General features: G+C 70.3%; 28 protein-coding genes. 13 read left to right on the forward strand and 15 right to left on the reverse strand.

Translation table 11 applies throughout. The features are described 5' to 3' along the window. Positions 1–17: 17 nt before the first annotated feature. The 3 genes from ACN9MP_RS07755 (at position 18) to ACN9MP_RS07765 (ending at position 4,275) form a co-directional block, all read left to right on the forward strand. The gene (locus tag ACN9MP_RS07755) at positions 18–1,616 is read left to right on the forward strand and encodes a serine hydrolase (protein ID WP_426325338.1); all 1,599 of its coding nucleotides are present in this window, start codon (positions 18–20) and stop codon (positions 1,614–1,616) included. Positions 1,617–1,659: 43 nt separating this feature from the next. Continuing rightward, entirely contained in the window at positions 1,660–2,826 is a 1,167-nt protein-coding gene (locus ACN9MP_RS07760; protein WP_426325340.1) for a MalY/PatB family protein, read from the forward strand. A 69-nt stretch (positions 2,827–2,895) separates the two neighbouring features. Beyond that, complete coding sequence (locus ACN9MP_RS07765; protein WP_426325342.1) at positions 2,896–4,275, forward strand: MFS transporter; 1,380 nt, start codon at positions 2,896–2,898, stop codon at positions 4,273–4,275. Between the two features lie 200 nt (positions 4,276–4,475). On the opposite strand, the gene ACN9MP_RS07770 is transcribed toward ACN9MP_RS07765, so the two are convergent. From ACN9MP_RS07770 to ACN9MP_RS07790, 5 genes are read right to left on the reverse strand one after another with little or no spacing between them, the layout of a single operon-like run. Next, positions 4,476–5,378 carry a siderophore-interacting protein gene (locus ACN9MP_RS07770; protein WP_426325344.1) on the reverse strand — a complete coding sequence of 301 codons (903 nt, stop codon included), beginning with the start codon at positions 5,376–5,378 and terminating at the stop codon, positions 4,476–4,478. Continuing rightward, positions 5,371–6,243, reverse strand: a complete 873-nt coding sequence (locus ACN9MP_RS07775) for an ABC transporter ATP-binding protein (protein WP_426325346.1) — start codon at positions 6,241–6,243, stop codon at positions 5,371–5,373. The genes ACN9MP_RS07770 and ACN9MP_RS07775 overlap by 8 nt, the downstream gene beginning before the upstream one ends. After that, positions 6,240–7,298, reverse strand: a complete 1,059-nt coding sequence (locus tag ACN9MP_RS07780) for a FecCD family ABC transporter permease (protein ID WP_426325347.1) — start codon at positions 7,296–7,298, stop codon at positions 6,240–6,242. The genes ACN9MP_RS07775 and ACN9MP_RS07780 overlap by 4 nt, the downstream gene beginning before the upstream one ends. Then, on the reverse strand, positions 7,295–8,341 hold the full coding sequence (locus ACN9MP_RS07785) for a FecCD family ABC transporter permease (RefSeq protein ID WP_426325349.1): 1,047 nt from the start codon (positions 8,339–8,341) through the stop codon (positions 7,295–7,297). Before ACN9MP_RS07785 ends, ACN9MP_RS07780 begins: the two co-directional genes overlap by 4 nt. Before the next feature lie 34 nt (positions 8,342–8,375). Further along, the gene (locus ACN9MP_RS07790) at positions 8,376–9,404 is read right to left on the reverse strand and encodes an iron-siderophore ABC transporter substrate-binding protein (RefSeq protein ID WP_426325351.1); all 1,029 of its coding nucleotides are present in this window, start codon (positions 9,402–9,404) and stop codon (positions 8,376–8,378) included. 228 nt (positions 9,405–9,632) lie between these two features. Here ACN9MP_RS07790 and ACN9MP_RS07795 point away from each other — a divergent pair, with 228 nt between their 5' ends. Further along, entirely contained in the window at positions 9,633–11,231 is a 1,599-nt protein-coding gene (locus ACN9MP_RS07795; protein WP_426325353.1) for an ABC-F family ATP-binding cassette domain-containing protein, read from the forward strand. A 22-nt stretch (positions 11,232–11,253) separates the two neighbouring features. Here the strand turns inward: ACN9MP_RS07795 and ACN9MP_RS07800 are convergent, their stop codons facing one another. The 4 genes from ACN9MP_RS07800 to ACN9MP_RS07815 all read right to left on the reverse strand — a co-directional run bounded on the left by ACN9MP_RS07800 (position 11,254) and on the right by ACN9MP_RS07815 (position 13,315). Beyond that, the gene (locus tag ACN9MP_RS07800; protein WP_426325363.1) at positions 11,254–12,147 is read right to left on the reverse strand and encodes an SURF1 family protein; all 894 of its coding nucleotides are present in this window, start codon (positions 12,145–12,147) and stop codon (positions 11,254–11,256) included. After that, positions 12,144–12,371, reverse strand: a complete 228-nt coding sequence (locus tag ACN9MP_RS07805) for a hypothetical protein (RefSeq protein WP_426325365.1) — start codon at positions 12,369–12,371, stop codon at positions 12,144–12,146. The genes ACN9MP_RS07800 and ACN9MP_RS07805 overlap by 4 nt, the downstream gene beginning before the upstream one ends. Then, on the reverse strand, positions 12,368–12,739 hold the full coding sequence (locus ACN9MP_RS07810) for a DUF3099 domain-containing protein (RefSeq protein WP_426325367.1): 372 nt from the start codon (positions 12,737–12,739) through the stop codon (positions 12,368–12,370). Before ACN9MP_RS07810 ends, ACN9MP_RS07805 begins: the two co-directional genes overlap by 4 nt. Positions 12,740–12,805: 66 nt before the next feature. Next, on the reverse strand, positions 12,806–13,315 hold the full coding sequence (locus ACN9MP_RS07815) for a DUF4190 domain-containing protein (RefSeq protein ID WP_426325369.1): 510 nt from the start codon (positions 13,313–13,315) through the stop codon (positions 12,806–12,808). Between the two features lie 129 nt (positions 13,316–13,444). On the opposite strand from ACN9MP_RS07815, the gene fabG reads away from it, so the two are divergent. Continuing rightward, on the forward strand, positions 13,445–14,155 hold the full coding sequence (gene fabG / locus ACN9MP_RS07820; RefSeq protein WP_426325371.1) for a 3-oxoacyl-ACP reductase FabG: 711 nt from the start codon (positions 13,445–13,447) through the stop codon (positions 14,153–14,155). Between the two features lie 22 nt (positions 14,156–14,177). Here the strand turns inward: fabG and ACN9MP_RS07825 are convergent, their stop codons facing one another. The 3 genes from ACN9MP_RS07825 to ACN9MP_RS07835 are packed head-to-tail and all read right to left on the reverse strand — an operon-like array spanning position 14,178 to position 16,855. Continuing rightward, positions 14,178–14,885, reverse strand: a complete 708-nt coding sequence (locus tag ACN9MP_RS07825) for an alpha/beta fold hydrolase (RefSeq protein WP_426325372.1) — start codon at positions 14,883–14,885, stop codon at positions 14,178–14,180. A gap of 40 nt (positions 14,886–14,925) precedes the next feature. After that, complete coding sequence (serB, locus tag ACN9MP_RS07830; RefSeq protein WP_426325374.1) at positions 14,926–15,567, reverse strand: phosphoserine phosphatase SerB; 642 nt, start codon at positions 15,565–15,567, stop codon at positions 14,926–14,928. Positions 15,568–15,610: 43 nt separating this feature from the next. Further along, positions 15,611–16,855 carry a glucose-1-phosphate adenylyltransferase gene (locus ACN9MP_RS07835; protein ID WP_426325375.1) on the reverse strand — a complete coding sequence of 415 codons (1,245 nt, stop codon included), beginning with the start codon at positions 16,853–16,855 and terminating at the stop codon, positions 15,611–15,613. Positions 16,856–16,932: 77 nt separating this feature from the next. On the opposite strand from ACN9MP_RS07835, the gene glgA reads away from it, so the two are divergent. From glgA to ACN9MP_RS07850, 3 genes are all read left to right on the forward strand, one after another. Continuing rightward, complete coding sequence (gene glgA / locus ACN9MP_RS07840) at positions 16,933–18,126, forward strand: glycogen synthase (protein ID WP_426325377.1); 1,194 nt, start codon at positions 16,933–16,935, stop codon at positions 18,124–18,126. A 9-nt stretch (positions 18,127–18,135) separates the two neighbouring features. Continuing rightward, entirely contained in the window at positions 18,136–18,921 is a 786-nt protein-coding gene (locus tag ACN9MP_RS07845; RefSeq protein ID WP_426325379.1) for an ABC transporter ATP-binding protein, read from the forward strand. A 129-nt stretch (positions 18,922–19,050) separates the two neighbouring features. Continuing rightward, positions 19,051–19,305, forward strand: coding sequence for a type B 50S ribosomal protein L31 (locus tag ACN9MP_RS07850; protein WP_426325381.1), 255 nt, complete (start codon positions 19,051–19,053; stop codon positions 19,303–19,305). A 72-nt stretch (positions 19,306–19,377) separates the two neighbouring features. Here ACN9MP_RS07850 and ACN9MP_RS07855 read toward each other — a convergent pair whose 3' ends face one another. Beyond that, on the reverse strand, positions 19,378–20,109 hold the full coding sequence (locus ACN9MP_RS07855) for an exonuclease domain-containing protein (protein ID WP_426325383.1): 732 nt from the start codon (positions 20,107–20,109) through the stop codon (positions 19,378–19,380). 87 nt (positions 20,110–20,196) lie between these two features. On the opposite strand from ACN9MP_RS07855, the gene ACN9MP_RS07860 reads away from it, so the two are divergent. Further along, positions 20,197–21,096: an alpha/beta fold hydrolase gene (locus ACN9MP_RS07860; protein ID WP_426325385.1), complete on the forward strand. Its 900-nt coding sequence runs from the start codon at positions 20,197–20,199 to the stop codon at positions 21,094–21,096. On the opposite strand, the gene ACN9MP_RS07865 is transcribed toward ACN9MP_RS07860, so the two are convergent. After that, positions 21,056–21,610, reverse strand: a complete 555-nt coding sequence (locus ACN9MP_RS07865) for a CGNR zinc finger domain-containing protein (protein ID WP_426325387.1) — start codon at positions 21,608–21,610, stop codon at positions 21,056–21,058. The genes ACN9MP_RS07860 and ACN9MP_RS07865 overlap by 41 nt on opposite strands. A gap of 75 nt (positions 21,611–21,685) precedes the next feature. On the opposite strand from ACN9MP_RS07865, the gene ACN9MP_RS07870 reads away from it, so the two are divergent. After that, complete coding sequence (locus ACN9MP_RS07870; protein ID WP_426325389.1) at positions 21,686–22,663, forward strand: EamA family transporter; 978 nt, start codon at positions 21,686–21,688, stop codon at positions 22,661–22,663. On the opposite strand, the gene ACN9MP_RS07875 is transcribed toward ACN9MP_RS07870, so the two are convergent. Continuing rightward, the gene (locus tag ACN9MP_RS07875) at positions 22,635–23,108 is read right to left on the reverse strand and encodes an Lrp/AsnC family transcriptional regulator (protein WP_426325391.1); all 474 of its coding nucleotides are present in this window, start codon (positions 23,106–23,108) and stop codon (positions 22,635–22,637) included. The two genes, ACN9MP_RS07870 and ACN9MP_RS07875, sit on opposite strands and share 29 nt — an antisense overlap. 165 nt (positions 23,109–23,273) lie before the next feature. Here ACN9MP_RS07875 and pdhA point away from each other — a divergent pair, with 165 nt between their 5' ends. Genes pdhA through ACN9MP_RS07890 form a run of 3 tightly spaced genes read left to right on the forward strand, consistent with a single transcriptional unit; the run spans position 23,274 to position 26,823 of the window. Then, complete coding sequence (pdhA, locus tag ACN9MP_RS07880; protein ID WP_426325393.1) at positions 23,274–24,404, forward strand: pyruvate dehydrogenase (acetyl-transferring) E1 component subunit alpha; 1,131 nt, start codon at positions 23,274–23,276, stop codon at positions 24,402–24,404. A gap of 2 nt (positions 24,405–24,406) precedes the next feature. After that, complete coding sequence (locus ACN9MP_RS07885; protein ID WP_426325395.1) at positions 24,407–25,417, forward strand: alpha-ketoacid dehydrogenase subunit beta; 1,011 nt, start codon at positions 24,407–24,409, stop codon at positions 25,415–25,417. Further along, a complete protein-coding gene (locus tag ACN9MP_RS07890) occupies positions 25,417–26,823 on the forward strand; it encodes a dihydrolipoamide acetyltransferase family protein (protein ID WP_426325397.1) in 1,407 nt (468 codons plus the stop codon). The genes ACN9MP_RS07885 and ACN9MP_RS07890 overlap by 1 nt, the downstream gene beginning before the upstream one ends. Positions 26,824–26,838 lie beyond the last annotated feature (15 nt).

A 26,838-nucleotide genomic window follows, 5' to 3' on the forward strand; every position in this document is an offset into this window, starting at 1 on the left:
CCTGTCACACTCGCCACATGGGGGCGATCACGGCGCGCGTGTCGCGCGGCACCGGAATCCTGCTGTTCATCGGGCTGTTCGCGACAGGCTGCACGTTCGTGCCGGCCGCCACGCCACCGACCCCATCGGCGTCACCGCCGACGGTGAACGACGACCCGAGCATGGACGCGCTCGCGGTGGTGACGCAGGAACAGGTCGACGCCGCGGTGGAGGACATCCCGGACGCCGTCCGTGACGCCATGGAGCTGAGCGGCACCCCGGGTGTGGCAGTGGGCGTCGTGCACGACGGCGAGGTGGTCTTCGCCGACGGCTTCGGAGTGCGCGACGTCGACTCCGGCAAGCCGGTCGATGCCGACACGGTGTTCGCCATGGCGTCGGTCTCGAAGTCGCTGGGGGCGACCGTCGTGGCTCGCGCGATCGACGAGGGCATCGTGAAGTGGACCACTCCCGTCTCCTCCCATCTGGAGGGCTTCACGCTCGCCGACCCCTACGCCGGCGAGAACGTGACCATCGCGGACATGTACGCCCACCGGTCGGGGCTGTACGAGCATGCCGGCGACGAGCTGGAGGAGATCGGGTACGACCGCGCGGCGATCCTCGAAAGGCTGCGCTTCATCCCCCTCGAGCCGTTCCGTGCGGTCTATCACTACGGCAACTTCGACATCACCGCGGCGGGCGAGTCGGTGGCCTGGGCGACCGGCGAGGACTGGGCGGACCTGTCCGAGCGCCTGCTCTACGAACCTCTCGGCATGTCGTCCACGTCGTCGCGCTTCGCCGACCTCGAGTCCCGGGACAACCGCGCTCTCGGCCACGTGCAGCGGGACGGCGAGTGGGTGGTCAATCCCGAGCAGCGGCAGCCCGACGAGCAGTCGCCGGCGGGCGGGGCGAGTTCCAACGTCACCGACATGCTCACGTGGACCACGATGCTGCTGGCCGCCGGCGAGCACGACGGCGAGGTCTTCATCGAGCAGTCGTCGCTCCTTCCCGCGATGTCGCCTCAGATCCCGATGGGCGCACCCAGGCAGTTCGGCGCGCGAGCCGGCTCGTACGGTTACGGCTTCAACGTGTCGACGTCGACGGGTGGACTGGTCGACGTCAACCATTCGGGCGCGTTCGCCATGGGGACGGGCACGGTCGTGAAGATGCTCCCGGCCGCGGGACTCGGCATCGTCGTGCTCTCGAACGCCGCCGCCAACGGCGTTGCGGAGGGTGTGGCGTCGAGGTTCATGGACATCGCGCAGTTCGGTGAGGAGCGGCGCGACTGGGTGAGCTTCTGGAACACGGTGTTCGCGGGATTCAGCACCCCGTTCGGGTCCCTCGTCGGGGAGGAGCCGCCGGGTGACCCGGAGCCCGCCCGCCCGCTCGCCGAGTACGCCGGGTCGTACGCGAACGAGTACTTCGGCGCCGCCGAGGTGGTGGTCCAGGGCGACGAGCTCGTGCTGAGACTGGGACCGACGGGGGAGTGGACGCTCGAGCACTGGTCGGGGGACGAGTTCGTCTTCCGTCCCCTCAGCGAGAACGCGAACCCGGGGAGCATCTCGAAGGCGACCTTCGATGCCGACACGCTCGTGCTGGAGTATTTCGACCAGCACGAGCTCGGCACCTTCATACGATGACTTACTCGCGGGGGGTCCGCGGCTGGATCGGTACGGTTGTCGGGTGAGCGTCACCGTCACCCCCCTTCAAGCCGTGCCCCTCGACCAGCTGAGGCAGCGGTCGAGCACGAAGTGGCGGAAGTACGCCGACGACGTGCTCCCGATGTTCGTCGCGGAGACCGATTTCGCGCTGGCTCCGGCGATCACGCGGGCGCTCGCGCGCGCCGTCGAGCTCGGCGATACCGGGTACACGCCGCCCGAGCCCGGCATCCGCGAGGCGTTCGTCGGGTTCGCCCAGCGCCGCCTGGACTGGACGGTCGACCCGAAGCACGTCTTCTGGACGGGCGACGTGATGATGGGCGTCGTCGAGATCCTCCGGGCGGTGACGCGACCCGGCGATCGGGTGATCGTGATGCCGCCCGTCTACCCGCCGTTCTATGACACGGTGGAGGAGGCCGGGGCGGCCGTCGACCGCGTACCGCTGCAAGCGGACGCCACGGGCTGGCGGATCGACCTGGACGGCGTGGAGGCCGCACTCGCCGCCGGCGCCCGGGCCGTTCTGCTCTGCAATCCTCACAACCCGACCGGCACCGTGCACTCGGCCGAGAGCCTCGCTGCGCTGGCAGATCTCGCGGAGCGCTACGGTGCCACGGTGATCAGCGACGAGATCCACGCTCCGCTCACCTACGCCCACGGCTCGTTCACGCCGTTCCTCAGGGTGTCGCCGGCCGCGGCGCGCATCGGCTATGCCGTCACGAGCGCCAGCAAGACCTACAACCTGGCCGGGCTCAAGTGCGCGGTCATGGTGGCCGGTGCGGATTCGCAGGCGAAGGTGCTGCGCGGACTGCCGTGGGAGGTCGAGTGGCGGACGGGGCTGTTCGGCGCCCTGGCGAACAACGCCGCATACTCCTCCGAGAGCGACGGGTGGCTCGAGAGCCTCCTCGCCGCGCTCGACGCCAACCGGCGACTCCTGGCCGACCTGCTGAATGAGCTCGTGCCGGAGGCGCGGTATCTCGTGCCGGATGCCGGCTTCCTGGCGTGGGTGGACCTCTCGGCCTACGGCTGGGGCGACAACCCGGCGGTGAAGATCCTCCGCGAGGCGAAGGTCGCGCTGCACCACGGGCCGCTCTTCGGGACCGAGGGGAAGGGGCACGTCCGCATCAACTTCGGCTGCGACCCCGCCCTCCTCCGCGAGGCGGTCGAGCGGATCGGCGTGCTGGCCCGCAGTTGACCGTGGGCGCGGGGCGCGGAAGGCGCTCCGTTCGCCCCGTACGTCCGCCCGACGGGTTAGCCTGGCCGGATGACCTCCCCGGCTGCCGTCGACGCCGGAGCTCCCGGAATCTGGAGCCGCCGGTACGTCTGGGTCACCATCGGGGCGGTCGCGCTGATCTTCCTGGCCGCCATGCAGTCGCTCGCGATCACGACCGTCATGCCCGTGGTGAGCGCCGACCTCGACGGTGATGCCCTCTACGCGGTCGCTTTCGCGGGCACGCTGGCGACGAGCGTCATCGGCATGGTCGCCGTCGGCGCCTGGTGCGATCGGGGCGGTGTGCTGGTTCCGCTGACGGCGGCGGTCGCGCTCTTCGTCGTCGGGCTTGCGCTCGCTGGTCTGGCGCTCACGATGCCGGTGCTGGTCGCCGGCCGACTCGTGCAGGGTCTCGGGACCGGCGGGCAGACGGTCGCCCTCTACGTCGTGGTGGCCCGCGTGTACCCGGCGGCCGTGCACGGCCGTGTCTTCGCCGCCTTCTCGGCCGCGTGGGTGGTGCCGTCGCTGGTCGGACCGTTCCTGGCCGGGGCGGTGACGGAGTTCCTGCACTGGCGGTGGGTGTTCCTCGGCGTCGCGGTGCTCACCGTCATCGCTTTCGCGATGGTGGTGTTCAAGCTGCACGGTCTTCCGCTCGGCACGGAAGAGCCGGCGACGGGGCGCATCGCGCCGCGCCTGGCATGTGCCGTCGCTGTGGCCGCCGGCGCGCTGGGTCTCAGTCTCGCGGGTGAACTCGGTGCGTGGGCGTGGCCGGTGGTCGCGGCATCCGTCGTCGTCATCGGTCTCGCGGCGACTCCGCTCCTGCCTCGCGGCACCCTCCGGGCCCGGCGAGGATTGCCCAGCGTGGTTCTCATGCGCGGACTCATCGCTGGTTCGCTGTTCGGCGCGGAGATCTACGTGCCGTACCTCCTCATCGCGGATTACGGCTTCTCGCCGACCTGGGCGGGCCTCGGGCTGACCGCCGCCGCCCTCGCGTGGGCGGGCGCGGCGCACGTGCAGGGGCGGATCGGCGATAGCCTCGGCAACGCCCGCATCACGGTTCTGGGTGTCGCGCTGTTGACCGCCGCCCTCGTCGCGGCCGTGCTCACGGCCGGGCTCCACCTCCACCCCGCGGCCCTGATCGCCGGCTGGGCGCTCGCGGGCGGCGGGATGGGCCTCATGTACCCGCGCCTCACGGTGCTGACGCTCGCGTACTCGACCCCGCAGAATCAGGGTTTCAACTCGGCCGCGCTGTCGATCTCGGACTCTCTCGGGGGCGCGACGGTGATCGCGGCGATGGGCCTGGTGTTCACGGCGCTGTCGGCGACGGATGCCGGCTTCCCCGCCGTCTTCGCAATGGCCGGCGCCCTCGCTCTCGCGGCGCTGATCCCGGGCCTTCGGCTCGGCCACGCGCACGAGGCTCCCGTGCGCGGGTAGCCGCTGGCGGTCGCGTGGGTTTCGATACGCGTGCTCGTTCCTCGCGCGCTCCCCATCCTTGAGTCGCGCCGCGTCGACGCTCGTTCCTCGCATCTACCCGGTTGGGCAGAGGTTTCGATACGCGTGCTCGTTCCTCGCGCGCTCCTCAACCTTGACCCGCCTCGCGTCAACGCTCGTGCCTCGCATTGACCCCAGGCGCGTCAACTCTCCGCGCGGCCGAGACGCCAGTAGCCCATGAAGGCGACCGCACGGCGGTCGATCCCGCGTTCGGACACCAGGTGGCGGCGGAGTGCCTTGATGGCTCCCGCCTCGCCGGCCAGCCAGGCGTACAGGTGAGCGCTCTTGAGCGCGGCCCCGCCCTTGGCGGTGCGCGGCACCTCCCACAGGATGTCCGAGTCGATGTCGACCTCTTCGACGTCGGACCCTTCACCCGCCGGCACGAGCGCGGCCGCGGCATCCGTCACCGACTTCACGAGGTGGGCGTGACGCTCGCCGTCGCCACGCGCACCGATCCGGTACACGAAGCCCGGGTGCCGCGGCAGGTACGCCGCGTCGCCGGGGTGGGGCACCTCGAGGGCCACGACGCCGCGAGCGTCGCGGGGAAGCTGCTCGAGGATCGCCGCGATGGCGGGCGCCGCCGTCTCATCGCCGGCGAGGAGGATGGCCTCCGTCCGCGCGGGCGGCACGAAGTCGACGCCGAAGCTCACGCCGCTGTGGGCGAGCGTCGGAGCGAAGATGAGCACCTCATCGCCGAGCCGGGCGCGGGCGATCCAGTCCGATGCCGGACCCATCACCTCGTGCGAGACCATGTCGACGTCGACCTCGCTGACGTGGTTGCGCACGTACCGGGTCGTGTAGGTGCGGAACGGCAGCTGCCGATCAGCGGGAAGATCGCGCCACTGGGCGTACCAGTCGTCGCCCGTGGGCATCGCGTCGAGCCCCAGCGTGCGGGTGGGGAAGACGATCTTGATGCGCTGGTCGAATCCGGGGTCGCCGTACTCGGCCAGATCGCCGCCACCGAACGTGAACCGGCGGAAGCTCGGGGTCACGTCGTTGATCGCCGTCACTCGGGCGTGGAAGAAGCGGGAGGGCGCGTCAGACACGGGAGGCTCCTGTGGGCTGGGTGGAGGAGGCGGCCAGGGATGCTGCGCCGGCGGCTGGGTCCGCGGGCGACACGTGGTGTCGTCCGCGGGGGAGGACGATGGGCGACCCCGAGACCGGATCGGACACGACGAGCGCATCGAGGTCGAACACGTCGCGGATGAGCTCGGTCGTGACGACATCCCTCGGCGCGCCGCTGGCCACGATGCTGCCGGAGTCGAGTGCGAAGAGGTGGTCGGAGTACCGTGCGGCGAGGTTGATGTCGTGGAGCACCATCACGATCGTCGTGCCGCGCTCCACGTTGAGGTCGGTGAGGAGGTCGAGCACCTCCACCTGATGTGCGACGTCGAGGAAGGTCGTCGGCTCGTCGAGGAGGAGGATGTCGGTCTCCTGAGCGAGCGCCATCGCGATCCACGCGCGCTGACGCTGGCCGCCGGACAACTCGTCCACCGACCGGTCGGCGAGGTCTTGGATGCCCGTGGACGAGAGGGCGCGCGCGACCACCTCGTAGTCGTGCGCGCTCCAGCGAGCCAGCAGCTTCTGGTGAGGGTGACGCCCGCGGCCGACGAGGTCGGCGACCGCTATGCCCTCGGGGGCGATTGGGCTCTGCGGCAGGAGGCCGAGCGTGCGCGCGATCTCTTTGGTGGGGCGGCCATGGAGCGCCTTGCCATCGAGAACCACCTGTCCCTCGCGGGGCGAGATGAGTCGGGCGAGGGCGCGGAGCAGCGTGGACTTGCCGCAGCCGTTCGCGCCGACGATCGCCGTGATGCGGCCGGGAGGGATGATCAGGTCGAGACCCTCGACGATCGTGCGATCGCCGTACGCCAGCGTCAGGCTCTCGGTGGAGAGACTGTGTGATTCGGTCATAGCGAGCCTCCGGAACGGTTGGTCCTGATGAGGAGGTAAATGAGGAACGGTGCGCCCAGGACGCCCGTGACGACACCCACCGGGTAGCGGCTGTCGAAAGCGAACTGGCCGAGAAGATCCGCCAGCTGCACGAGGAGCGCTCCGACGAGACCGGAGGGAAGCAGCAGGGAGCCGCCCGCCCCGACGATCCGCCCGGCGATCGGGCCGGCCATGAAGGCGACGAAGGCGATGGGACCGGTGGCCGCCGTCGCGAAAGCGAGCAGGGCGACGGCCGTCACGATCACGATGACTCTCGTGCCCTGCAGCCCCACGCCCAGGCTCGCCGCGGCATCGTCGCCGAGACGCATCATGTCGAGGTCGCGCGCCCGCGACAACAGGGCGGGCACCAAGACGAGGCTCGCGACAGCGAGCGGGAGCACCGCCGACCACGTCGCCCCATTGAGGCTGCCGGTAAGCCAGCGCATGGCCGCCTGGAGGTCGTAGACGGCGGCCTTCGACAGCACGTAGGTGATGGCGGCGTCGAGCATGGCGGCGACACCGATGCCGATGAGGATCAGCCGCGTGCCGGCGAAGCCGCCCTTGTTCGACAGGAGATAGATCGCCAGAGCCGTCAGGAGGCCGCCGGCCACGGCCAGTATCGCCACAGCCGTGTCGCTCAGCGACAGGATGACGATCCCGAACACTGCCGCAGCGCTCGCGCCCGCTGTGATGCCGATGATGTCGGGAGAGGCGAGCGGATTGCGCAGCATGCTCTGAAATGTCACGCCGGCGATCCCGAACGCGAAGCCGGCGAGGATGGCCAGCACTGCGCGGGGGAGGCGCAGCTCCCCGACGGTGAACGACGCGCCAGGAACGGTCTCGCCGAGGATCACGCGCGCGACCTCGTCGAGGGCGTAGGAGGTCTGCCCGACCATCAGCGATGCGACGAACACCACGGCGACGGCGACGGCGAGAGCGATCGCAACGGCCGTGCGCCGTCGGGCTCGGCGCCGGCGGCCGGCGGCGACCGTCCGCACGGTCTGCACAGCTTCGGGGGAGAGGGTCGCGGCGGTCACAGTTCGCGCACCTTCTGACGCCGGACGATCCAGATGAAGAACGGGGCGCCGACAAGCGCGGTCAGGATGCCGACCTCGATTTCGTCGGGACGCGCGATGACGCGGCCGACGACGTCGGTCGTGACCAGCAGCGCCGCACCGGCCACCGCCGAGAAGGGAAGCAGCCACCGATAGTCGGTGCCCACGAGCAGCCTGCACAGATGGGGGATGATCAGGCCCACGAACGCGATCGGACCGGCGATAGCGGTGGCGGCGCCGCACAGGATGACGGCGCCGGCCGACGAGACCAGCCGCGTGCGCAGCACGTGCTCGCCGAGCCCGGTCGCCACGTCGTCACCGAGGGCAAGCGAGTTCATGCCCCGCGCGCAGACGAGCGTCACCACGGCGCCGAGGGCGAGCACCGGCAGGATTGTGGCGATGCGATCCCAGGTCGCCCCACCGACCCCGCCGATCTGCCAGAAGCGGAAGGTCTCAAGGAGGTCGACCCGGGGAAGCAGCACGGCGCTCACGAGCGACATGAAGGCGGCCGACGACGCGGCACCGGCGAGCGCGAGCTTGAGCGGCGTCGCGCCGCCGCGACCGAGCGAGCCGACGGTGTAGACGAACACCGCGGCGCCGGCCGCGCCGGTGATGGAGGCGGCCATGAACGCGTACGGGCCTGACATCCCGAAGAAGGCGATGCCGATGACAACCGCCAGGGCGGCGCCCCCGGACACTCCCAGGATCCCGGGGTCGGCGAGCGGATTGCGCGTGACGGCCTGCATCGCCGCTCCCGACATCGCCAGGGCCGCGCCCACCAGGAGGGCGAGCACCGTGCGGGGCAGGCGTGCGACGACGGCGGCCGGCGCGATGCCGCTGGTGTCACCGGTGAGACCGGCGAACATGTCGTCGAGGGCGACGTCGCGCGCGCCGAAGGCCACCGAAGCGATGCACAATACTGCGAGCACCGCCACGGATGCGCACAGCCATGCCAGCCGCACCGCCGCCGGATGCCGCAGAGCTGTGGCATCCGGCTGCGGCGAGCGCTCCTGGGTCTGAGTCATGCGATCACGCCCCGAGGGATCATGCGGGGACTGGTCACCCCAGGGCGCCGGCGAGGAGGGCGAAGTAGTCGTCGACGCCCCAGCCGATCGAAAGCGGCGACGGGTTCGCCGAAGCGGCCAGCGGGGTCGACTCCTCGAGGATCGCGATGCGGCCCTCGGCGATCGCCGGGATCTGCGACAGCAGCGGATCGGCCTGCAGCTGCGCGATGATCGATCCGCCGGCGTCGCCGTACGTGACGAACACGTCCACGTCCGCGAAACGGTCTGCCTCCTCGGCGCTCACCGTCGTGTAGAACTGGTCGGTGCCCTCCGACTCCTCATCGACGACAGCCGGCAGTGGCAGGCCCAGGTCGGCGAGGAAGCCGGGACGGGTGTCGAGCGTCGTGTAGAACCCGACCTGGCTGAGGTCCGACGGGTCGATGTAAGAGAAGAGCACGCTCGCGTCCTCAAGCTCGGGGTGGTTCGCCAGCGCGGCGTCGACCTCGCCGTGCAACTCCTCGATGAGGGCATCGCCCTCCTCCGACAGGCCGAGCGCCTGCGAGTTGAGGCGGATCGTATCCTCATACGAGGTGCCCCAGGCGACCTCGGGGTAGGCGACCACCGGAGCGATCTTCGAGAGTGTGTCGTACTCCTCCTGGGTGAGGCCGGAGTAGGCGGCGAGGATCACGTCCGGCTGAGTGTCGGCAACGGCCTCGAAGTCGATGCCGTCCGCCTCGTCGAACAGGACGGGCGTCTCGGCGCCGAGCTCCTCGAGCTTGTCCTCGACCCACGGCAGCACGCCGTCGTTGTCGTCGTCGCCCCACGTGACCTCAGCCATGCCCACCGGCACGACGCCGAGCGCGAGCGGCACCTCCTGGTTGGACCAGGCCACGGTGGCGACGCGCTGGGGCTTGGACTCGATGACGGTCTCCCCATAGGCGTGCTCGATGGTGACCGGGAAGCCGTCGCTGGACGAGGCGCCGGCGTCGTCGGTGCTGTCGGCCGCGGCGCTCGCGCATCCGACGAGAGCGACGGCGGCGAGGGCGATGAGTGCGCTGGCGGCGGCGGGGCGAGTCGGTCGCACGGATTTCCTCCGGAAAGTTAGGTAAGGATGCCCTTATACCGGGCTGGGTAAGGGCAACCTTACCCAGCGGTTTCCCAGATCGCGAAATCGGGTACGCGCGGGAACGAGGAGGAACGCGGCCGATCTCCGGGTGGCAGCCGTCCGCCGTGCGTCGCGCCGTCGTCGCCCTATACTGGATGGCTGGCCAGTCGGCCACTACCCACTCCACCGACGGAACGGACATCCGCTGTGCTCGCCGTGCACGACCTCGAGATCCGCGTGGGCGCCCGCGTGCTCATGTCGGACGTCTCCTTCCGCGTGTCGGACGGCGACAAGATCGGACTGGTCGGCCGCAACGGCGCCGGCAAGACCACGCTGACCAAGGTGCTCGCGGGAGACCTGATCCCCGCAGACGGAAAGGTGGAGCGGTCGGGGGAGCTGGGCTACCTTCCGCAGGACCCGCGTTCGGGCGACCCGGAGATGCTCGCGCGCACCCGCATCCTGGATGCGCGTGGGCTCGGCACGCTGGCGATCGGCATGCACCAGGCATCCCTGGCCATGGCGGACGACGACGAGGCCGTCGCCGCGCGAGCCATGCGCAAGTACGCGAACCTCACCGAGCGCTTCGAGGCGCTCGGCGGCTACGCGGCCGAGGCGGAGGCGGCCTCGATCGCCCACAACCTGTCACTGCCCGACCGGATCCTCGACCAGCCGCTCAAGACTCTCTCGGGCGGTCAGCGCCGTCGCATCGAGCTCGCGCGCATCCTCTTCAGCGACGCGCAGACGATGATCCTCGACGAGCCCACCAACCACCTCGACGCCGACAGCGTCGTGTGGCTGCGCGAGTTCCTCAAGGGCTACAAGGGCGGGCTCATCGTGATCTCCCACGACGTCGAACTCGTCGGCGAGACCGTCAACCGCGTGTTCTATCTGGACGCGAACCGCCAGGTCATCGACGTCTACAACATGAATTGGAAGAACTACCTGCGTCAGCGGGTCGCCGACGAGGAGCGTCGCAAGAAGGAGCGCGCCAACGTCGAGAAGAAGGCGACCGTGCTGCAGCAGCAGGCCGCGCGCTTCGGCGCGAAGGCGTCGAAGGCCGCCGCCGCGCACCAGATGGTCGCCCGCGCCGAGAAGATGCTCGCCGGCCTCGACGAGGTGCGGCAGGAGGAGCGGGTCGCGAAGCTGCGCTTCCCGAAGCCCGCTCCGTGCGGCAAGACGCCGCTGATGGCGTCAGGGCTGTCGAAGTCGTATGGCTCGCTGGAGATCTTCACGGATGTCGATCTTGCGATCGACCGCGGCTCGAAGGTCGTGATCCTCGGCCTCAACGGCGCCGGCAAGACCACGCTGCTGCGCATCCTCGCCGGAGTCGACCAGCCCGACACGGGGCAGCTCGAGCCCGGGCATGGCCTCAAGATCGGGTACTACGCGCAGGAGCACGAGAACCTGGACGTGTCGCGATCGGTGCTCGAGAACATGATGTCGGCCGCGCCGGACATCACCGCCACGGAGGCGCGCAAGGTGCTGGGCTCCTTCCTGTTCACGGGTGACGACGTGCTCAAGCCCGCCGGCGTACTGTCAGGTGGAGAGAAGACGCGCCTGTCGCTCGCGACACTGGTGGTGTCGTCGGCGAACATGCTGCTGCTCGACGAGCCGACGAACAACCTCGACCCGGCATCGCGCGAGGAGATCCTCGGCGCGCTCGCTCACTACGAGGGCGCCGTCGTGCTCGTCTCGCACGACGAAGGCGCAGTGCAGGCGCTGAACCCCGAGCGAGTGCTCATCCTGCCCGACGGCGTCGAAGACATCTGGGGTCGCGACTACGCCGACCTCGTCGCGCTCGCCTGACCAGAGCGACTGCCGGGGCGGGTCAGCGGCCGGCCGCGTCGAGGAGGGCGTCCTCGTCCTCGGCATCCCGGTCGCGGCGACGGCGCGACGGCGAGGGCGCCGCGAAGACGTCGGCGGACTCTTCGGCATCGGATGCCGCGTCCTCGGTGTCCTCGCGGCGGTGCCGGCGCTCGGTGCGGATGACGTAGCCGATGAAGACGAAGCCCATGATCGCGAAGAGGATCCACTGGATCGCGTACGACAGGTGTGGTCCGGGATCGTCGGACGGGGCCTCGAGGGCGCTCGGCGCGGTCGCCGGCTCCGGACGCTCGGACACCATCACGCCGTAGGCGCTCTGCTCGAGCACAGCGCCGGCGTCGGTCGAGATCTCGTCGGCGACGAGGCCCAGGTCGATCGTCGGTACCTGGCCATCGGGGGCGGAACGCCCGGACGACGGCAGCGCCTCACCCGGACGGAGCCGGACGATCACGGTCGTCTCACCCTCGGGCGGAGCGGGGACGGCATCGGGCACCGGCTGGTCGTTGCCGGGCGGAACCCATCCGCGGTCGACGAGCAGCACGCGGCCGTCGTCGAGCTGGAAAGGCACGAGCACCTCGAACGCCGACGTGCCGCCGTGCGGACGGTTGCGAACGAGCAGCTCATCGCCCGGAAGATACGAGCCGGTGAGGACGACGGGACGCCATTCGTCCTCCGGATCCAGTGCGCCGCCCGCCGAGATGACGTCGGCGAGGGGGACCGCCTCAGCATCATAGTTCTGCGCAACGAGGGCGAGCTGCTCGGAGCGCTGCTGGTTGCGCGTGAACTGCCAGTTCGACAGGAACGCGCAGGCGATGGCGAAAACGACGGCGAGCGCGATGTAGATCGCCCACCGCCCTGCGCGCGGCAGGGTCTGCATGCTGACCGAGCGACGGCTCATCGTGCGGCCTCGGCCGGGTCCAGCGGATCGACCGACACCGGGAAGTCCCGAGCGGCGAGGAACTCGCGGAGGTATCCGACATGCTCGTCGCAGGCGACCCAGGTCTTGCGCCGGTCGGCGGCGTGGATGCGCGGGTTGCGCCAGTCGATGCGCCACCGCGCAGCGCTGCGGCATCCCGCACGCGAGCAGACCGCGTCGATCCGGTCTCCGTCGCCGGTGCTCATGCCTTCGGGTCCGGAGCGTCGGGTGTGGTCGGCCGCGACTCCTCGATCTGGATCACGCGCACCGCGGGTCCCGGAGAGGAAGTCGGCTCGGACGGCGTGGCGGGGAGCGCCGCCTCGGGGTCCTCACGGCGGTTTCTCCGACCCTCCTGGCCGACGTTCGCCGAGACGACCGCGATGTAGGGCAGGAAGATCGCGGCGGCGCCGAAGACCCATGTGTACCAGCCGTAGGGCGTGATCACGACCATGAGGATGAAGCACGCGACGCGGATGCCCATCGTCACGAGGTAGCGGACCGACCGCGCGTCGACGTCGTCGCGCGGGGCGCGCGGCAGGGATGTCGCCGACGGGGCGTGGCTCGAACTCTTCACGGTACTTCCAGGGTACGCCGGTTGCACCGCCGGATCGCCCCGGGAACAGGTCCCGGGGCGACCGACTCAGAAGGTTCCCCCCGACTGCTGGTACATCGTGACGAAGTACGAGAAGAACGCGATCGCGGCGAAGATGCCGACGATCGTGAGTGCCAGGCCGACCCAGCCGACGATGGTGCCGGCGAGAGCCATGCCGCGGCCCTGCTCGCCGCTCGTCTTGAGCTGGTTGAGCGACATGTGGCCGGTGATGATGCCGACGATCGAACCGATGAAAGGGAGGATGACGAAGCTCGAGATCGACGCGATCAGTGACACGATCGCCAGCGTGTTGGTCTTCGGCTGCGCGCCGTAGCCGTATCCGGGCGCCGCGCCGTAGGTCGGGGCGGAACCGTAGGCGGGTGCCGAGCCGTACGAGGGGGCCGCCGGCTGCGTCCCGTAGGCGGGCGGAGGATAGGCCCCCTGAGCGGGTGGCGGGGGATACGCACCGGGTGCCGGCTGGCCGGTCGGCGGAGCGGGCGGGACGGGAGGGTACGCGCCGGGCTCCGGTGCGGGGTTGTCGGGGGTGTTGTCGCTCACGCGAGGGCCTTTCGTCGATGTCTGGGACCAGAGTCCCAGCGCCGCTGCGGGGTGTCAAACACGACCGGGGTACGTGCCCGGGCGCCGGTAGGCTGGTGCGGATCCGCCCATCGACCCCGGGAGTGAACCATGTCCACCGATCGCGTCGTCCTCGTCACCGGCGGAAACCGTGGCATCGGCCGCGCCATCGCCGAGCGCTTCGTCGCGGAGGGCTACAAGGTCGCCGTCACCGCCCGTTCGGGCGAGGGCCCGGACGGCACGCTGACCGTGCGGGCGGACGTGACGGATGCCGCCGCCGTCGACGCCGCGTTCACCGAGGTGGAGCAGGCGCTCGGCCCTGTCGAGATCCTCGTCGCCAACGCCGGGATCACGAAGGACACCCTTCTGCTGCGCATGAGCGAGGACGACTTCGACAGCGTCGTGGCGACGAATCTCGGCGGCGCGTTCCGCGTCGTCAAGCGCGCATCGAAGGGAATGCTGCGCGCCCGGTGGGGCCGCGTCATCCTCATCTCGAGCGTCGTCGGGCTGTACGGCTCGGCCGGTCAGATCAACTACGCCGCCTCCAAGAGCGCGCTCGTGGGCTTCGCCCGCTCGCTGACCCGCGAGCTCGGGGGCCGCGGCATCACGGCGAACGTCGTGGCACCGGGCTTCATCGAGACCGACATGACCGCCGAGCTCTCGGACGACACGCAGGCCGAGTACAAGCGGAGCATTCCGGCCGGGCGATTCGCTTCTGCCGACGAGGTGGCCGGCGTCGTGACGTGGATGGCATCGGATGACGCGGCCTACATCTCGGGCGCCGTCATCCCGGTCGATGGCGGCCTCGGGATGGGACACTGACCCGAGCCCCGCTGCGACAGCCTCAGCGGAGCGCGCGGAGGATCGCCTCGGCCACGGCTCCGGGACGGGAGAACTGCGGCCAGTGCCCCGTCGGGTCTCCTGCCGCCCCGAGCTCGATGATGTCGAGATGCTCGAGCGCGGCGAGTTCCTCCGCCCACGGCGGGGCCTGCTCGATGATCTCGCGGATCTGCGACGCGGGCACCGTGCCGGTGATGATGGTCGCCGGCACGGAGCGGCGCCGCTCGTCGGTGAGCCGGATGGGGTCGGTCGGCACTCGTTCGGGCACCGACTGGGTCCGGGCCGCGGCATCCGCCCGCGTCTGCGGGTCGAGGTCGGCGACCTCGGGCTCATCGAAGAAGTCCCAGCCGGGGAACGGCACGACGCCGTCGCTGACAGGGAACTCCGAGACCGAGCCGCCGTCGCCCGGCGGGAAGGTGTCGAGGAACACCACGTGCTCGACGCGGTCGGGCCGCGCGTCGACCGCACCGTAGACGACGTTGCCGCCACCGGAATGTCCGACGAGCGCGACGGCTCCGTCGAGCCGGTCGAGTTCGGCCACCGCGGCGGCGACCCATTCCGCCATGCCGATGCCGGCGGAGGCCGTGCCCGATGCCCCGACGCCGGGCATCGTCAGAGCATGCGTGCGGTGACCCGCTGCTTCGAGTGCGGGGGAGACCTCACCCCAGGACGACGCGTCGAGCCAGAGCCCGGGAACGAGGATGATGTGCATGGTCCGACGGTACGCCGCACCCCCGACACGGCTCGAGCCCTCAGGGGAGCAGGGGGATGACCTCGGCGAGATCCACGGGTCCGACGACCACGTCTGCGCGCTCCCGGACCGCGGGCTTCGCGTTGAAGGCGACGCCGAGGCCGGCGGTCGCCATCATCTCGAGGTCGTTCGCGCCGTCGCCGATGGCGATCGTGAGCGACAGCGGAACACCGCGTTCGGCGGCCCACTCGCGCAGCGCAGCGGCCTTGCCCGCGGCATCCACGATCCCGCCGTCCACGGCGCCGCTCAGAGTGCCGTCCGTCGTCGCGAGCCGGTTCGCCCGCCAGATGTCGACGCCGAGATCCGGAGCGACGGTGTCGAGGATCTCGTGGAAGCCGCCCGACACGACGCCGACCGTGCCGCCGCGCTCGTGCACCGCCGCGATCAGCTCGCGCACCCCCGGCGTCGGCTCGATGCGCGCCAGAACGCGGGCGAACGCGGCGACCGGCACACCGCGCAGCTGCTCGACGCGGGAGCGGAGGCTGGTTGCGAAGTCGACCTCGCCGCGCATGGCCGCCTCGGTCGCGGCAGCGACCTCCGGGCCGCGCCCGGCCTCGTCGGCGATCAGCTCGATGACCTCGTTGCGGATGAGCGTCGAGTCGGCGTCGAGCACGACGAGGAACCGGGCTGGTGCGGCAGGCATCCCTCCACGGTAGCGGGAGGCGGGCACCGCTCCCGACCGTGCGTCAGCGCTCGACGCGGACGCCCTTCCCCACGACGGTGATGCCGCTGTCGGTGACCGTGAAACCCCGAGCGAGGTCCCTGTCGCGGTCGACGCCCACGGTCGCCCCGTCCTCGAGCACGACGTTCTTGTCGAGGATCGCCCGATGCACGCGCGCGCCGGCGCCGACGTTGACGTGGTCGAACAGCACGGAGTCGGTGATCGTCGAGCCGCCTCCCGCGAGAGTCCAGGGCCCGACGACGCTGCGCTCGAGGTGCGTGCCGGAGAGCACCGAACCCAACGACACGATGGAGTCGATCGCGTTACCGATGCGGCCCACCGAGTCGCGCACGAACTTCGCCGGCGGAGAGTTGACCGCCTGCGAGTGGATGGGCCAGTCCATGTTGTAGAGGTTGAAGATCGGCAGCGTCGAGATCAGGTCGCGGTGGGCGTCGAAGAAGGAGTCGATGGTTCCGACGTCTCGCCAGTAGTACCGGTCACGGTCGGTGGATCCCGGCACGTCGTTGCGGTTCATGTCGTAGACGCCGGCTTCGCTCCGGCCCACGAAGTAGGGCACGATGTCGCCGCCCATGTCGTGGTTCGAGGTGGGCAGTTCTCCGTCGGCCTCGACGGCCTCGATGAGCGCATCGGTGTCGAAGATGTAGTTGCCCATCGACGCGAGCACCTGGTGCGGGGCGTCGGACAGCCCCACGGCGTTCTGCGGCTTCTCGAGGAACTCGCGGATGCGCACCGGGTCGTCCGGGTCGACGTCGATGACCCCGAACTGATTCGCCAGCGAGATCGGCTGACGGATGCCGGCGACCGTGGCCCGCGCGCCGGACTCGATGTGGGCGGCGAGCATCTGTCGGAAGTCCATGCGGTAGACGTGGTCGGCGCCGATCACGACCACGATGTCGGGCTGCTCGTCGTTGATGAGGTTGAGGCTCTGCAGGATGGCGTCGGCCGACCCCGAGAACCAGCGCTTGCCCAGACGCTGCTGGGCAGGCACGGAGGTCACGTAGGAGTCCAGCAGCGCCGACATCCGCCAGGTCTGCGACACATGGCGGTCGAGGCTATGCGACTTGTACTGCGTCAGAACGACGACCTGCCGCAAACCGGAGTTGATCAGATTCGAGATCGCGAAGTCGATGAGCCGGTACTGGCCGCCGAACGGCACAGCCGGTTTGGCTCGATCCGCGGTCAACGGCATCAGCCGCTTCCCTTCGCCGCCGGCGAGGATGATTCCGAAGACCTTGGGGGCTGCTGGCATGGCAACCACCCTAGGCCCGGCGAAGGTTTCGGGGTACCCGCTACACGCCGGGCCCCGCGTGTAATAGGTTTCCTGCCATGCGCGTCGACATCGTGACCAAGGAATACCCGCCCGAGATCTACGGTGGGGCCGGTGTGCACGTGACGGAACTGGTCAAGGCGCTGCGCTCGGCCATCGACGTGCGCGTTCGCGCGTTCGGGGCGGAACGCGACGAGGAGGGCACGACGTCGTACGGGGCGCCATCCGAGCTCTCGGCGGCGAATGCCGCCGTCCAGACCCTGGGAACGGACCTCGAGATCGTCTCCGACGTCGCGGGCGCCGACGTCGTCCACAGTCACACCTGGTATGCGAACTTCGCGGGGCATCTCGCGTCGCTCCTCCACGGCATCCCGCACGTCGTCACCGCCCACAGCCTCGAGCCTCTTCGTCCCTGGAAGGCCGAGCAGCTCGGCGGCGGGTACGCCGTCTCGAGCTGGATCGAGAAGTCCGCCTACGAGGGCGCGGCCGCGATCGTCGCGGTGAGCAACGGGATGCGCGACGACATCCTCCGCAGCTACCCGGCGCTGGATCCCGAGCGCGTGCGCGTGATCTACAACGGCATCGACGTCGAGGCGTGGCATCCGGTCGAAGATCCCGCTCTGCTGGACGAGCTCGGCATCGACCCGCAGAAGCCCTCGGTCGTCTTCGTCGGTCGCATCACCCGGCAGAAGGGCCTGCCGTACTTCCTTCGGGCGGCGGAGCGTCTGCCCGCCGACGTGCAGGTGATCCTCGCCGCAGGCGCGCCCGACACTCCCCAGATCATGGCCGAGGTCGAGGAGCTCGTCCGCCGGCTCCAGGAGTCCCGCGAAGGCGTGGTGTGGCTGGATCGGATGCTGTCCCGCCACGAGCTGTGCACGATCCTCAGCGCGGCCACGACCTTCGTCTGCCCCTCGGTGTACGAGCCCCTCGGCATCGTCAACCTCGAGGCGATGGCCTGCGGCGCCGCCGTGGTGGGCACGGCGACCGGTGGCATCCCGGAGGTCGTCGTGGACGGCGTGACCGGGCGCCTCGTGCCGATCGAGCAGGTGCAGGACGGCACCGGCACCCCGACCGATCCGGAGCGCTACGTCGCAGATCTCGCCCGCGTGCTCACCGAGGTCGTGAGCGATCCCGAGCGGGCGCGCGCGTACGGGGAGGCCGGCCGCAAGCGGGCGACCGAGGAGTTCAGCTGGCAGCGCATCGCCGACCAGACGGCCGCGCTGTACGCGGAGGTGACGACGGCCGGCCGATAGGCTGTCAGCATGCCCCAGGTGCTTCAGTTCTCCGACGTCGTCGTCCGCCGGAACGCCCGGAACATCGTCGACCACCTGGACTGGACGGTCAGCGACGACGAGCGCTGGGTGGTCCTCGGGCCCAACGGCGCGGGCAAGACGACCGTGCTGCAGATGGCCGACACGCTGCTGCACCCGACATCGGGAACCGTCGCCATCCTCGGCGAGCGGCTGGGTCGCACGGACGTGTTCGACCTGCGCCCCCGCATCGGCTTCGCCTCGTCGGCGATGGCGCGCCGCGTACCGCCGGAGGAGACGGTCGTGAACGTCGTGCTCACCGCCGCCTACTCCGTGCTCGGCCGATGGCGCGAGGACTACGAGGACATCGACGAGCGCCGCGCCCTGCGCGTGCTGGCCGAGTGGAAGCTCGACCACCTCGCCGACCGCACGTTCGGCACCCTGAGCGACGGCGAGCAGAAGCGCGTGCAGATCGCCCGGGCCGTGATGACCGATCCCGAGCTGCTCCTCCTCGACGAGCCGACGGCGAGTCTCGACCTCGGCGCCCGCGAGGAGCTGCTGATCCTGCTGGGCGGGTACGCGCAGGCTCCCACGACGCCCGCGATGATCATGGTCACGCACCACGTCGAGGAGATCCCCGTGGGCTTCACCCACGTGCTCCTGCTGCGCGACGGTCGCGCCGTCGCCTCCGGTCCGATCCGCGAGACGCTGACCGCCGATGCCCTCACCGAGACCTTCGGCGTTCCCATCCGGCTCAGCGAGGACGGCGGTCGCTACGCTGCTCGCGCGGCGCACTGACTCCCCGCGGGCGTCGACCGACGGTTCTGCGTGCGGCCTCGGGACTGGTAGACTCCTTCTTTGGCGCATTCGCACCGCAGACTTTGACCGCCCTGGCAAAATCCAGGGCACCATCCTCAAAGGACCATCATGAAGACTGACATCCACCCGGACTACCAGGCCGTCGTGTTCCGTGACCTCGGCTCGGGCGAGACCTTCCTCACCCGCTCGACCGTCTCGAGCGACAAGACGATCGAGCTCGATGGCGTCGAGTACCCCGTCATCGACGTCGAGATCTCCTCGGCCTCGCACCCGTTCTACACGGGCAAGCAGCGCATCATGGACTCGGCCGGTCGTGTCGAGAAGTTCAACCAGCGCTTCAAGAACTTCGGCGGCTCCAAGTAAGCAGCCACCCCGGAAGGCCCCGCTTCGGCGGGGCCTTCTGCGTGCCGGCGGGGCCCTCGCGCCTCGACCGGTTCAGCGGATGGGCCAGCGGCCGTCCAGCCTGTCGTCGGCGTCGAGGCGCCCGATGCGGATGAAGTACTCCGTGAGGCTCTCGGCTTGGGCGCGCGCCCAGCCGATCTGACGGGTGTGCAGCTCGTGGACGGTCGGGGGCAGCCACGGCGCGAAACGTTCCGCGAGCGCCTGCGCGACGCGACCAGCCGCGACGGCGTCGGCCGCTGCCTCGTGGGCCGCCTCGAGGCGCACGGCGTAGTGCGCCGCAACCACCTCCAGCGTGCGCTTGCCCTTGCGCCAGCGGTCGTATGCCTTGTCGACGACCAGCGGGTCGATCACGGGCGACGGGTTCTCGATGGGCGCGACGCTGTGCCGGAGCGACTCGTGCTTCAGCAGGGAGAAGTCGAACGGCGCGTTGTACGCGACGACCGGGATGCCGGCATCCAGAAGTCCGCTCACGGCCGCGACCACCCCCGCCACGACCTCGGCCGCGGGGCGGCCCTCGCGGCGGGCGTGCTCGGTCGAGATGCCGTGGATGGCGCTCGCGCCCTCGGGGATCTCGACGCCGGGGTCGGCCAGCCAGTCACGCGCGCGGATGACGTGCCCCGACGCATCCAGCAACCCGACGTGGGCTGTGACGATGCGGTCGGAGGTGACGTCGATGCCCGTCGTCTCGAGATCGAAGACCCCCACCGTGCGCACCCAGTCCGGCACCTCCCACAGCGGCAGCTGCGGGGGATGCGAGGGGCTCATGCCGATCACGGTATGCGTCGCCTCCGACATCCCCGTGAAGGCGCTCCGCGCACCGCCGCCGCCGCGCGCGCCTCGTAGACTCGACGCGTGACCGCGCCCAACCCGTACGCCCCGCTCCTCGACGTGATCCCCGTCGAGCAGCGCGCGGCCGGCGTGCTCGGCGGTGAGACGGCGTACTGGGTGTACGGCCCATCGGATGCGGCCACCACCATCGTCGCCGTCCACGGGTTCCGCGGGGAGCACCACGGCCTGGAGCCCGTCGTCGCCCATCTCCCGGGTGTGCGGGTGATCTCGCCCGACCTTCCCGGTTTCGGAGAGACGCCACCGGTGCCGGGGCGCACGCACGACCTCGACCTCTACGCGGAGTGGCTGCGGGAGTTCGCCGCGGCCGTCGCGCCTGGAGCGGTGATCCTCGGCCACTCGTTCGGCTCCATCGTCGTCGCCGCCGCTGTCGCGGGGGGACTCGAGACGCCGCGCGTCATCCTCGTGAACCCGATCGGCGCCCCCGCGCTGGAGGGCCCGCGCGGCGTGCTCACGCGCCTGGCCGTCTTCTACTACTGGGCGGGGGCGAAGCTGCCGCAGCGGCTCGGCGAAGCCCTTCTGCGCAACGGTCTCATCGTTCGCGTGATGAGCGTGTCGATGGCGAAGACCAAGGACTCCGGCATCCGACGATTCATCCACGATCAGCACGACACGTACTTCTCGCGCTTCGCCGACCGGGATGTGCTCCACGACGCCTTCTTCGCGTCGGTGTCGAACGACGTGCGGGCCTTCGCGCCGCACATCGGGCAGGAGACCCTCCTCGTGGCCGCGCAGCGCGACGACATCACGCCGATCGAAGCCGAGCGCGCCCTGGCGAGGATGTTCCCCGCTGCCGAGCTCGTCGAGATCCCCGGCGTCGGGCACCTGATCCACTACGAGACGCCGGCGGCCGCCGCCGACGCGATCACACGGTTTCTCGCGCCTTCCGACGCCGGTACGCGTTGACGTTCATGCGGTTGCCGCAGTTGCCGGTGTCGCAGTAGCGCTTCGAGCCGTTCTTCGAGTAGTCGATGTAGACGGCGTCGCAGTCGTCGGCAGAGCAGATGCGCACGCGGTCGTACTCGTCGGCGCGGATGACGTCGACGAACGCCATCGCGGCTTCGACCATCATGCGGGTGGCGAGGGGCGACTCGTCAGAGGTCGCGTGGATATGCCAGTCGTAGTCGTCATGGATGACGAGGCGGGGGAGGGCCTCGCCATCGGCGAGCATCTGGTTCACGAGCGGCACGGCGCCGCTCCGGTCGACCTCCCACAGCCGGCGCAACCGGCCCCTCAGCTCTCTCACACGATCGAGCGACTCCGCGTCGCGCTGGATGGTGCCGCTGTACGGCTGGCGGACCAGGAACTCGTCGAGGTCGTCGAGCGTCTGCAGGGTGTCCTCGTCGTCGAAGCCGGGAAGCGTGTTGACGAGGTCGACGACCATCATCAGGGTGCGTCTCGTGTCATGAATGAAAACCACGTTGACTCCTGACATCCGATTCCGCTACTGTCACCAGTGTAAGCAGTCTTCACCCCTGACAGTCGGATGCCGCCCATGACCGCCTCGACCGCGTCCTTTCCCGTGATCGCCCCGGCGGCGCCGGCGAGCACCGCGCGGATGCGCACGACGGGGCTGGTGATGGGGGTCGCCTCGGCGCTGGCGTTCTCGTCCAGCGGTCCGTTCGTCAAGCCGCTCCTCGAGGCGGGCTGGTCGCTCGGGGCCGCGCTGCTGGTGCGCATGGGCGTGGCGGGCCTCGTGCTCTCGCCGGCGCTCTTCGTCGCGATCCGGCGCCATCGCGGCTTCCTGCGCCGCCACTGGCGGCTCATCGCCGCCTTCGGCCTCATGCCGGTCCTCGGCTGCCAGCTGTTTTTCTTCTCGGCCATGCAGCGCATGCCGGTGGCGATCGCGCTGCTCATCCAGTACCTGGCCCCCGTGATGCTGGTGGCAGCGGTGTGGGTGCGCACGCGCAAGGCGCCTTCGGCGCTGGTGCTGTGGGGATCGGCGGTCGCCATCTCCGGGCTCGTTCTCGTGGTCGACATCTCCGGCGCCTCGTTCGATCTGATCGGAACGCTGCTCGCGCTCGGGGCGGCGGTGTGCGTGTGCGCGTACTTCGTCATCTCGGAGCGCGCGAGCGATGACCTGCCCCCGCTCGCCCTCGCCGCGGGCGGACTGCTGGCCGGGGCGACCGTGATGGGCGTCCTCTGCCTCACGGGCATCATGCCCTTCGAGGCGCCGGCGGTGGATGTGGTCCTCGCCGGGGTCGAAGTGCCGTGGTGGATGCCCCTCCTCTGGGTTGCCGCGATCGCGACGACGCTCGGCTACGCGCTGGGCGTCATGGCCGTGCCGCGCATCGGTTCGCGCGTCGCATCGTTCGTCGGGCTGTCGGAGGTGCTGTTCGCCCTGATGTTCGCGTGGATCTTCCTCGCAGAGGTGCCCGCGCCGATCCAGTTCGCCGGAGGCGCGCTCATCCTGGTGGGCGTGGTGCTCGTGAGGGCCGACGCGCTCAGGGCTCCCGTCGCGCCAGCTCCATGAGCGGCGTGACGCGGTGGGCGATGACCTCACCCATCACGAGCGAGGTCTCGGTGCGCTCGACGCCCTCGATCGCCAGGATCCGGGCGTCGGTGTCGAACAGGTGCTGCGTGTCGCGGCACGCCACGCGCACCAGCAGATCCACCTGACCTGAGAGGCCGTGCGCCTGTACGACCTCGGGCACGCGCGCCAGTTCGACGCTGATGCGCGGCAGTTCGGCCTGCCGCACGATGACGCTGATGAACGCCTCGATCGGGAAGCCCAGCGAGGCGGAGGAGATCGCCCGCTCGTACGACAGGAACACCCCCGCCTTCTCCAGCCGCGCCATGCGCGCCTGGACGGTGTTGCGGGAGAGACCGAGTCGTTCGGCGAGCGCGACGACGGTGGCGCGAGGGTCGGCGGAGAGTGCGGCGAGCAGCTCCAGGTCGACGTGATCGAGGGCTCCCATAGTGCGCAACGTTAGCACGGGTTTGTCGCCTATTGGTTGTCAACATGCTCAAACGGACGCGGAATGCTTGAGCGAGGTGCGATGCGGACGTAACGTTGAAGGAGTCGGCGACGATGCCGGCACACGCCAAGCGGCTCCTCACGAGGGGGCCGGCAACGAGGAGTGATGACGATGACGCACACCCTGACACCCACAGCGGATCTCGCCAGCGACATCGATGATGTCGCGCGACTGCTGACCCCCGACGGCGAGCGCATCGCCGATCCCGAGCTCGATCGCTGGGTGGCCGACGTCGACGCCGCCGTGCTGCGCGGGCTCTACCGCGACATGGTGCTGCTGCGACGCATCGACACCGAAGGCGTCGCTCTCCAGCGGCAGGGGCAGCTCGGCCTCTGGCCGCCGTGCCAGGGGCAGGAGGCGACGCAGATCGGCACCGCGCGGGCTCTCCGCGCCGACGACTTCGCGTTCCCCAGCTACCGCGAGACCGGCGTGGTCTACGCCCGCGGCGGCAAGCCCGCCGACTTCGTGCTGGCGTGGCGCGGCGAGGAGCACTCGACCTACAACCCCTACGACATCAACACCGCCACGCAGCAGATCATCATCGGCGCGCAGGCGCTCCACGCGGTGGGCTACGCGATGGGCGTGCAGCGCGACGGCACCGACCAGGTCTCGGTCGCATATTTCGGCGACGGTGCGTCCAGCCAAGGCGACGTGAACGAGGCGATGGTGTTCGCCTCGTCGTTCCGCGCCCCCGTCGTCTTCGTATGCACCAACAACCAGTGGGCGATCTCGGAGCCCGTCACGGTGCAGGCGAAGTTCCCCATCGCCGGACGCGCGCCCGGATTCGGCATCCCCAGCATGCGCGTGGACGGCAACGACGTGCTCGCGTGCTTCGCGGCGATGCGGTGGGCGCTCGACAACGCCCGGCGCGGAAACGGCCCCGCCTTCATCGAGGCCGTGACCTACCGCATGGGTCCGCACACCACGTCGGACGACCCGACGCGGTACCGCGACAAGGAAGAGGTCGAGAAGTGGCGGCGCCGCGACCCGATCGCCCGCCTCGAGGCGCTGTTGCGGTCGCGCGGCGAGTTCGACGACGCCTTCGTGGCGAGCGTCGAAGCCGACGCCGACGCCCTCGCGGCCGGCGTGCGCGACGCGGCGATGAGCGCGACCACGCGCGCCCCCCTGACGGTGCTCGACAACGTCTACGCCGAGCCGCACTCGGGCATCGACGAGCAGCGCGAGTGGTTCGGCGCGTACCTCGACGGGTTCGCGCCGGCGGCCGAGGGGGCCTGACGATGACGCAGCTCACGATGGCGAAGGCCATCAACGAAGGACTCCGCCGCGCGATGGCGGACGACGACAGGGTTCTCGTCATGGGCGAGGACATCGGCAAGCTCGGCGGCGTGTTCCGCATCACCGACGGTCTCCTCGACCAGTTCGGTGCTCAGCGCGTGATCGACACCCCGCTGGCGGAGGCCGGCATCATGGGCACCGCCGTCGGGCTCGCGTTCCGGGGTTACCGGCCCGTGGTCGAGATCCAGTTCGACGGGTTCGTCTACCCGGCGTTCGATCAGATCGTGTGCCAGGTCGCGAAGCTGCACTACCGCACCCGCGGCAACGTGAAGATGCCGATCACGATCCGCATCCCGTGGGCCGGCGGAGTCGGCGCAGCCGAGCACCACTCGGAGTCTCCGGAGGCCTACTTCGTCCACACGTCGGGACTGCGCGTGATCGCGGTGTCGAACCCGCAGGACGCGTACGTCATGCTGCGTCAGGCGATCGCGTCGGACGACCCGGTGGTGTACTTCGAGCCGAAACGGCTGTACCACACCAAGGGCGAGGTCGATCTCGATATGCACCTGGCCGACGCGCCGCCGATGGGGCTCGCCCGCGTCGCCCGCGAGGGCAGCGATGTGACGCTGCTCACGTACGGCGCGCAGGTGGGGACGGCGCTCGATGCCGCCACCGCCGCCGAGGACGACGGCGTCTCGATCGAGGTGATCGATCTGCGCTCGATCTCACCCGTCGACTACCGCACGGTGACGGCTTCGGTCCGCAAGACCGGACGCGTGGTGGTCACCCACGAGGCTGCCCGGGAGGCCGGCGTCGGCGCCGAGCTCATCGCGAGCGTCACCGAGCGGTGCTTCAACTACCTCGAGGCCGCGCCGCAGCGCGTCACGGGGCACGACATCCCATACCCGCCGGCGAAGCTCGAGAAGCACCATCTGCCGGATCTCGACCGCATCCTGGACGCCGTCGACCGCGTCATGGATCGGCCCAACAGCCTGACCGGGGTGATGGACTGATGGCTCAGGACTTCCGGCTCCCCGACCTCGGCGAGGGCCTGCCCGAGGCCGAGCTCGTGCAGTGGCTCGTCGCCGTCGGCGACACCGTGACGCTGAACCAGACGATCGCCGAAGTCGAGACCGCGAAGGCCGTCGTCGAGCTCCCGTCGCCGCATGCCGGCACCGTGACGGCCCTCCACGCCGCCCCCGGCGACATCGTCGCCGTCGGCTCCGTACTGATCTCCTTCGACACGGGAGTGGATGCTGCGCCCCCGGCGCCCGTCGCCGAGGCCGAGACATCCGTGCCCGTCGCAGCAGCCCGGGCGGCGGAAACGGGGGAGCCCGCGAAGTCCGAGCCGAATCTCGTCGGCTACGGTGCGGCCCCCCGGGCCAGCGCTCGGCCGCAGCGGCGCGCACGCGTCGCCGGCCCGGTAGCGGCATCCACCGACACGGCGGTGCTCGAGGCGGCGCCGCACGATGCGATCCAGCTCGGCGACGTCGGCGAGCGTCCGATCGAGCGACCGCGGTCCACCCCGCCGGTGCGAAAGTTCGCCAAGCAGCTCGGCATCGATCTGGCCCTCGTGGAGGCGACCGGCGCATCCGGCGTCATCACGCGGTCCGACGTGGAGGCCTATGCGGCCCGCACCGGCGCCGTCGCACCCGAGCCGGCTGCGCCGGCCGAGCCGGTGGAGACGTTCGAACCGCCGCGCCCGGGCGCGGCGGGGGAGCGCACGACCCGCACGCCCATCCGCGGGGTGCGGCGGATGACGGCGGACGCGATGGTGCGCAGCGCCTTCACGGCGCCGCACGTCACGACATTCCTCACGGTCGACGTCACCGCGACCAGCGAGCTCATCGCCTCGCTCAAGGACGATCGCGAACTGTCGGAGCACCGCATCGGCATCATGGCGGTGGCCGCGAAGGCCGTGTGCCTGGCGCTTGCGCGGCACCCGGGGCTCAACTCGAAGTGGGACGATGACGCCGGCGAGATCATCGAGCACCACTTCGTCAACCTGGGCATCGCCGCGGCGACCGGGCGAGGCCTGGTCGTGCCCAACATCCGTGACGCTCAGGAGCTGACGCTCGTCGAGCTCGCCGACGCCATCCGCTCCCTCGCCGAGACGGCGCGCGCGGGCAAGACGACGCCGGCCGACATGATGGGCGGCACGTTCTCGATCACCAACGTCGGCGTCTTCGGCGTCGACGCGGGAACGCCGATCATCAACCCGGGGGAGGCCGGCATCCTCGCCCTCGGAGCGGTGCGCCGCCAGCCGTGGGAGCATCGGGGCGAGATCGCCCTGCGGGACGTGATGACGCTCGCGCTGTCGTTCGACCACCGGCTGGTGGACGGCGAGCAGGGGTCGCGCTTCCTCGTCGAGGTCGCCGACATCCTTCGCGAGCCGGGCAGGGCGATGCTGCTGCGCTGATGCCGGGCGACCGGC

Source organism: Microbacterium sp. E-13, from assembly GCF_049912955.1.
Lineage (GTDB): Bacteria > Actinomycetota > Actinomycetes > Actinomycetales > Microbacteriaceae > Microbacterium.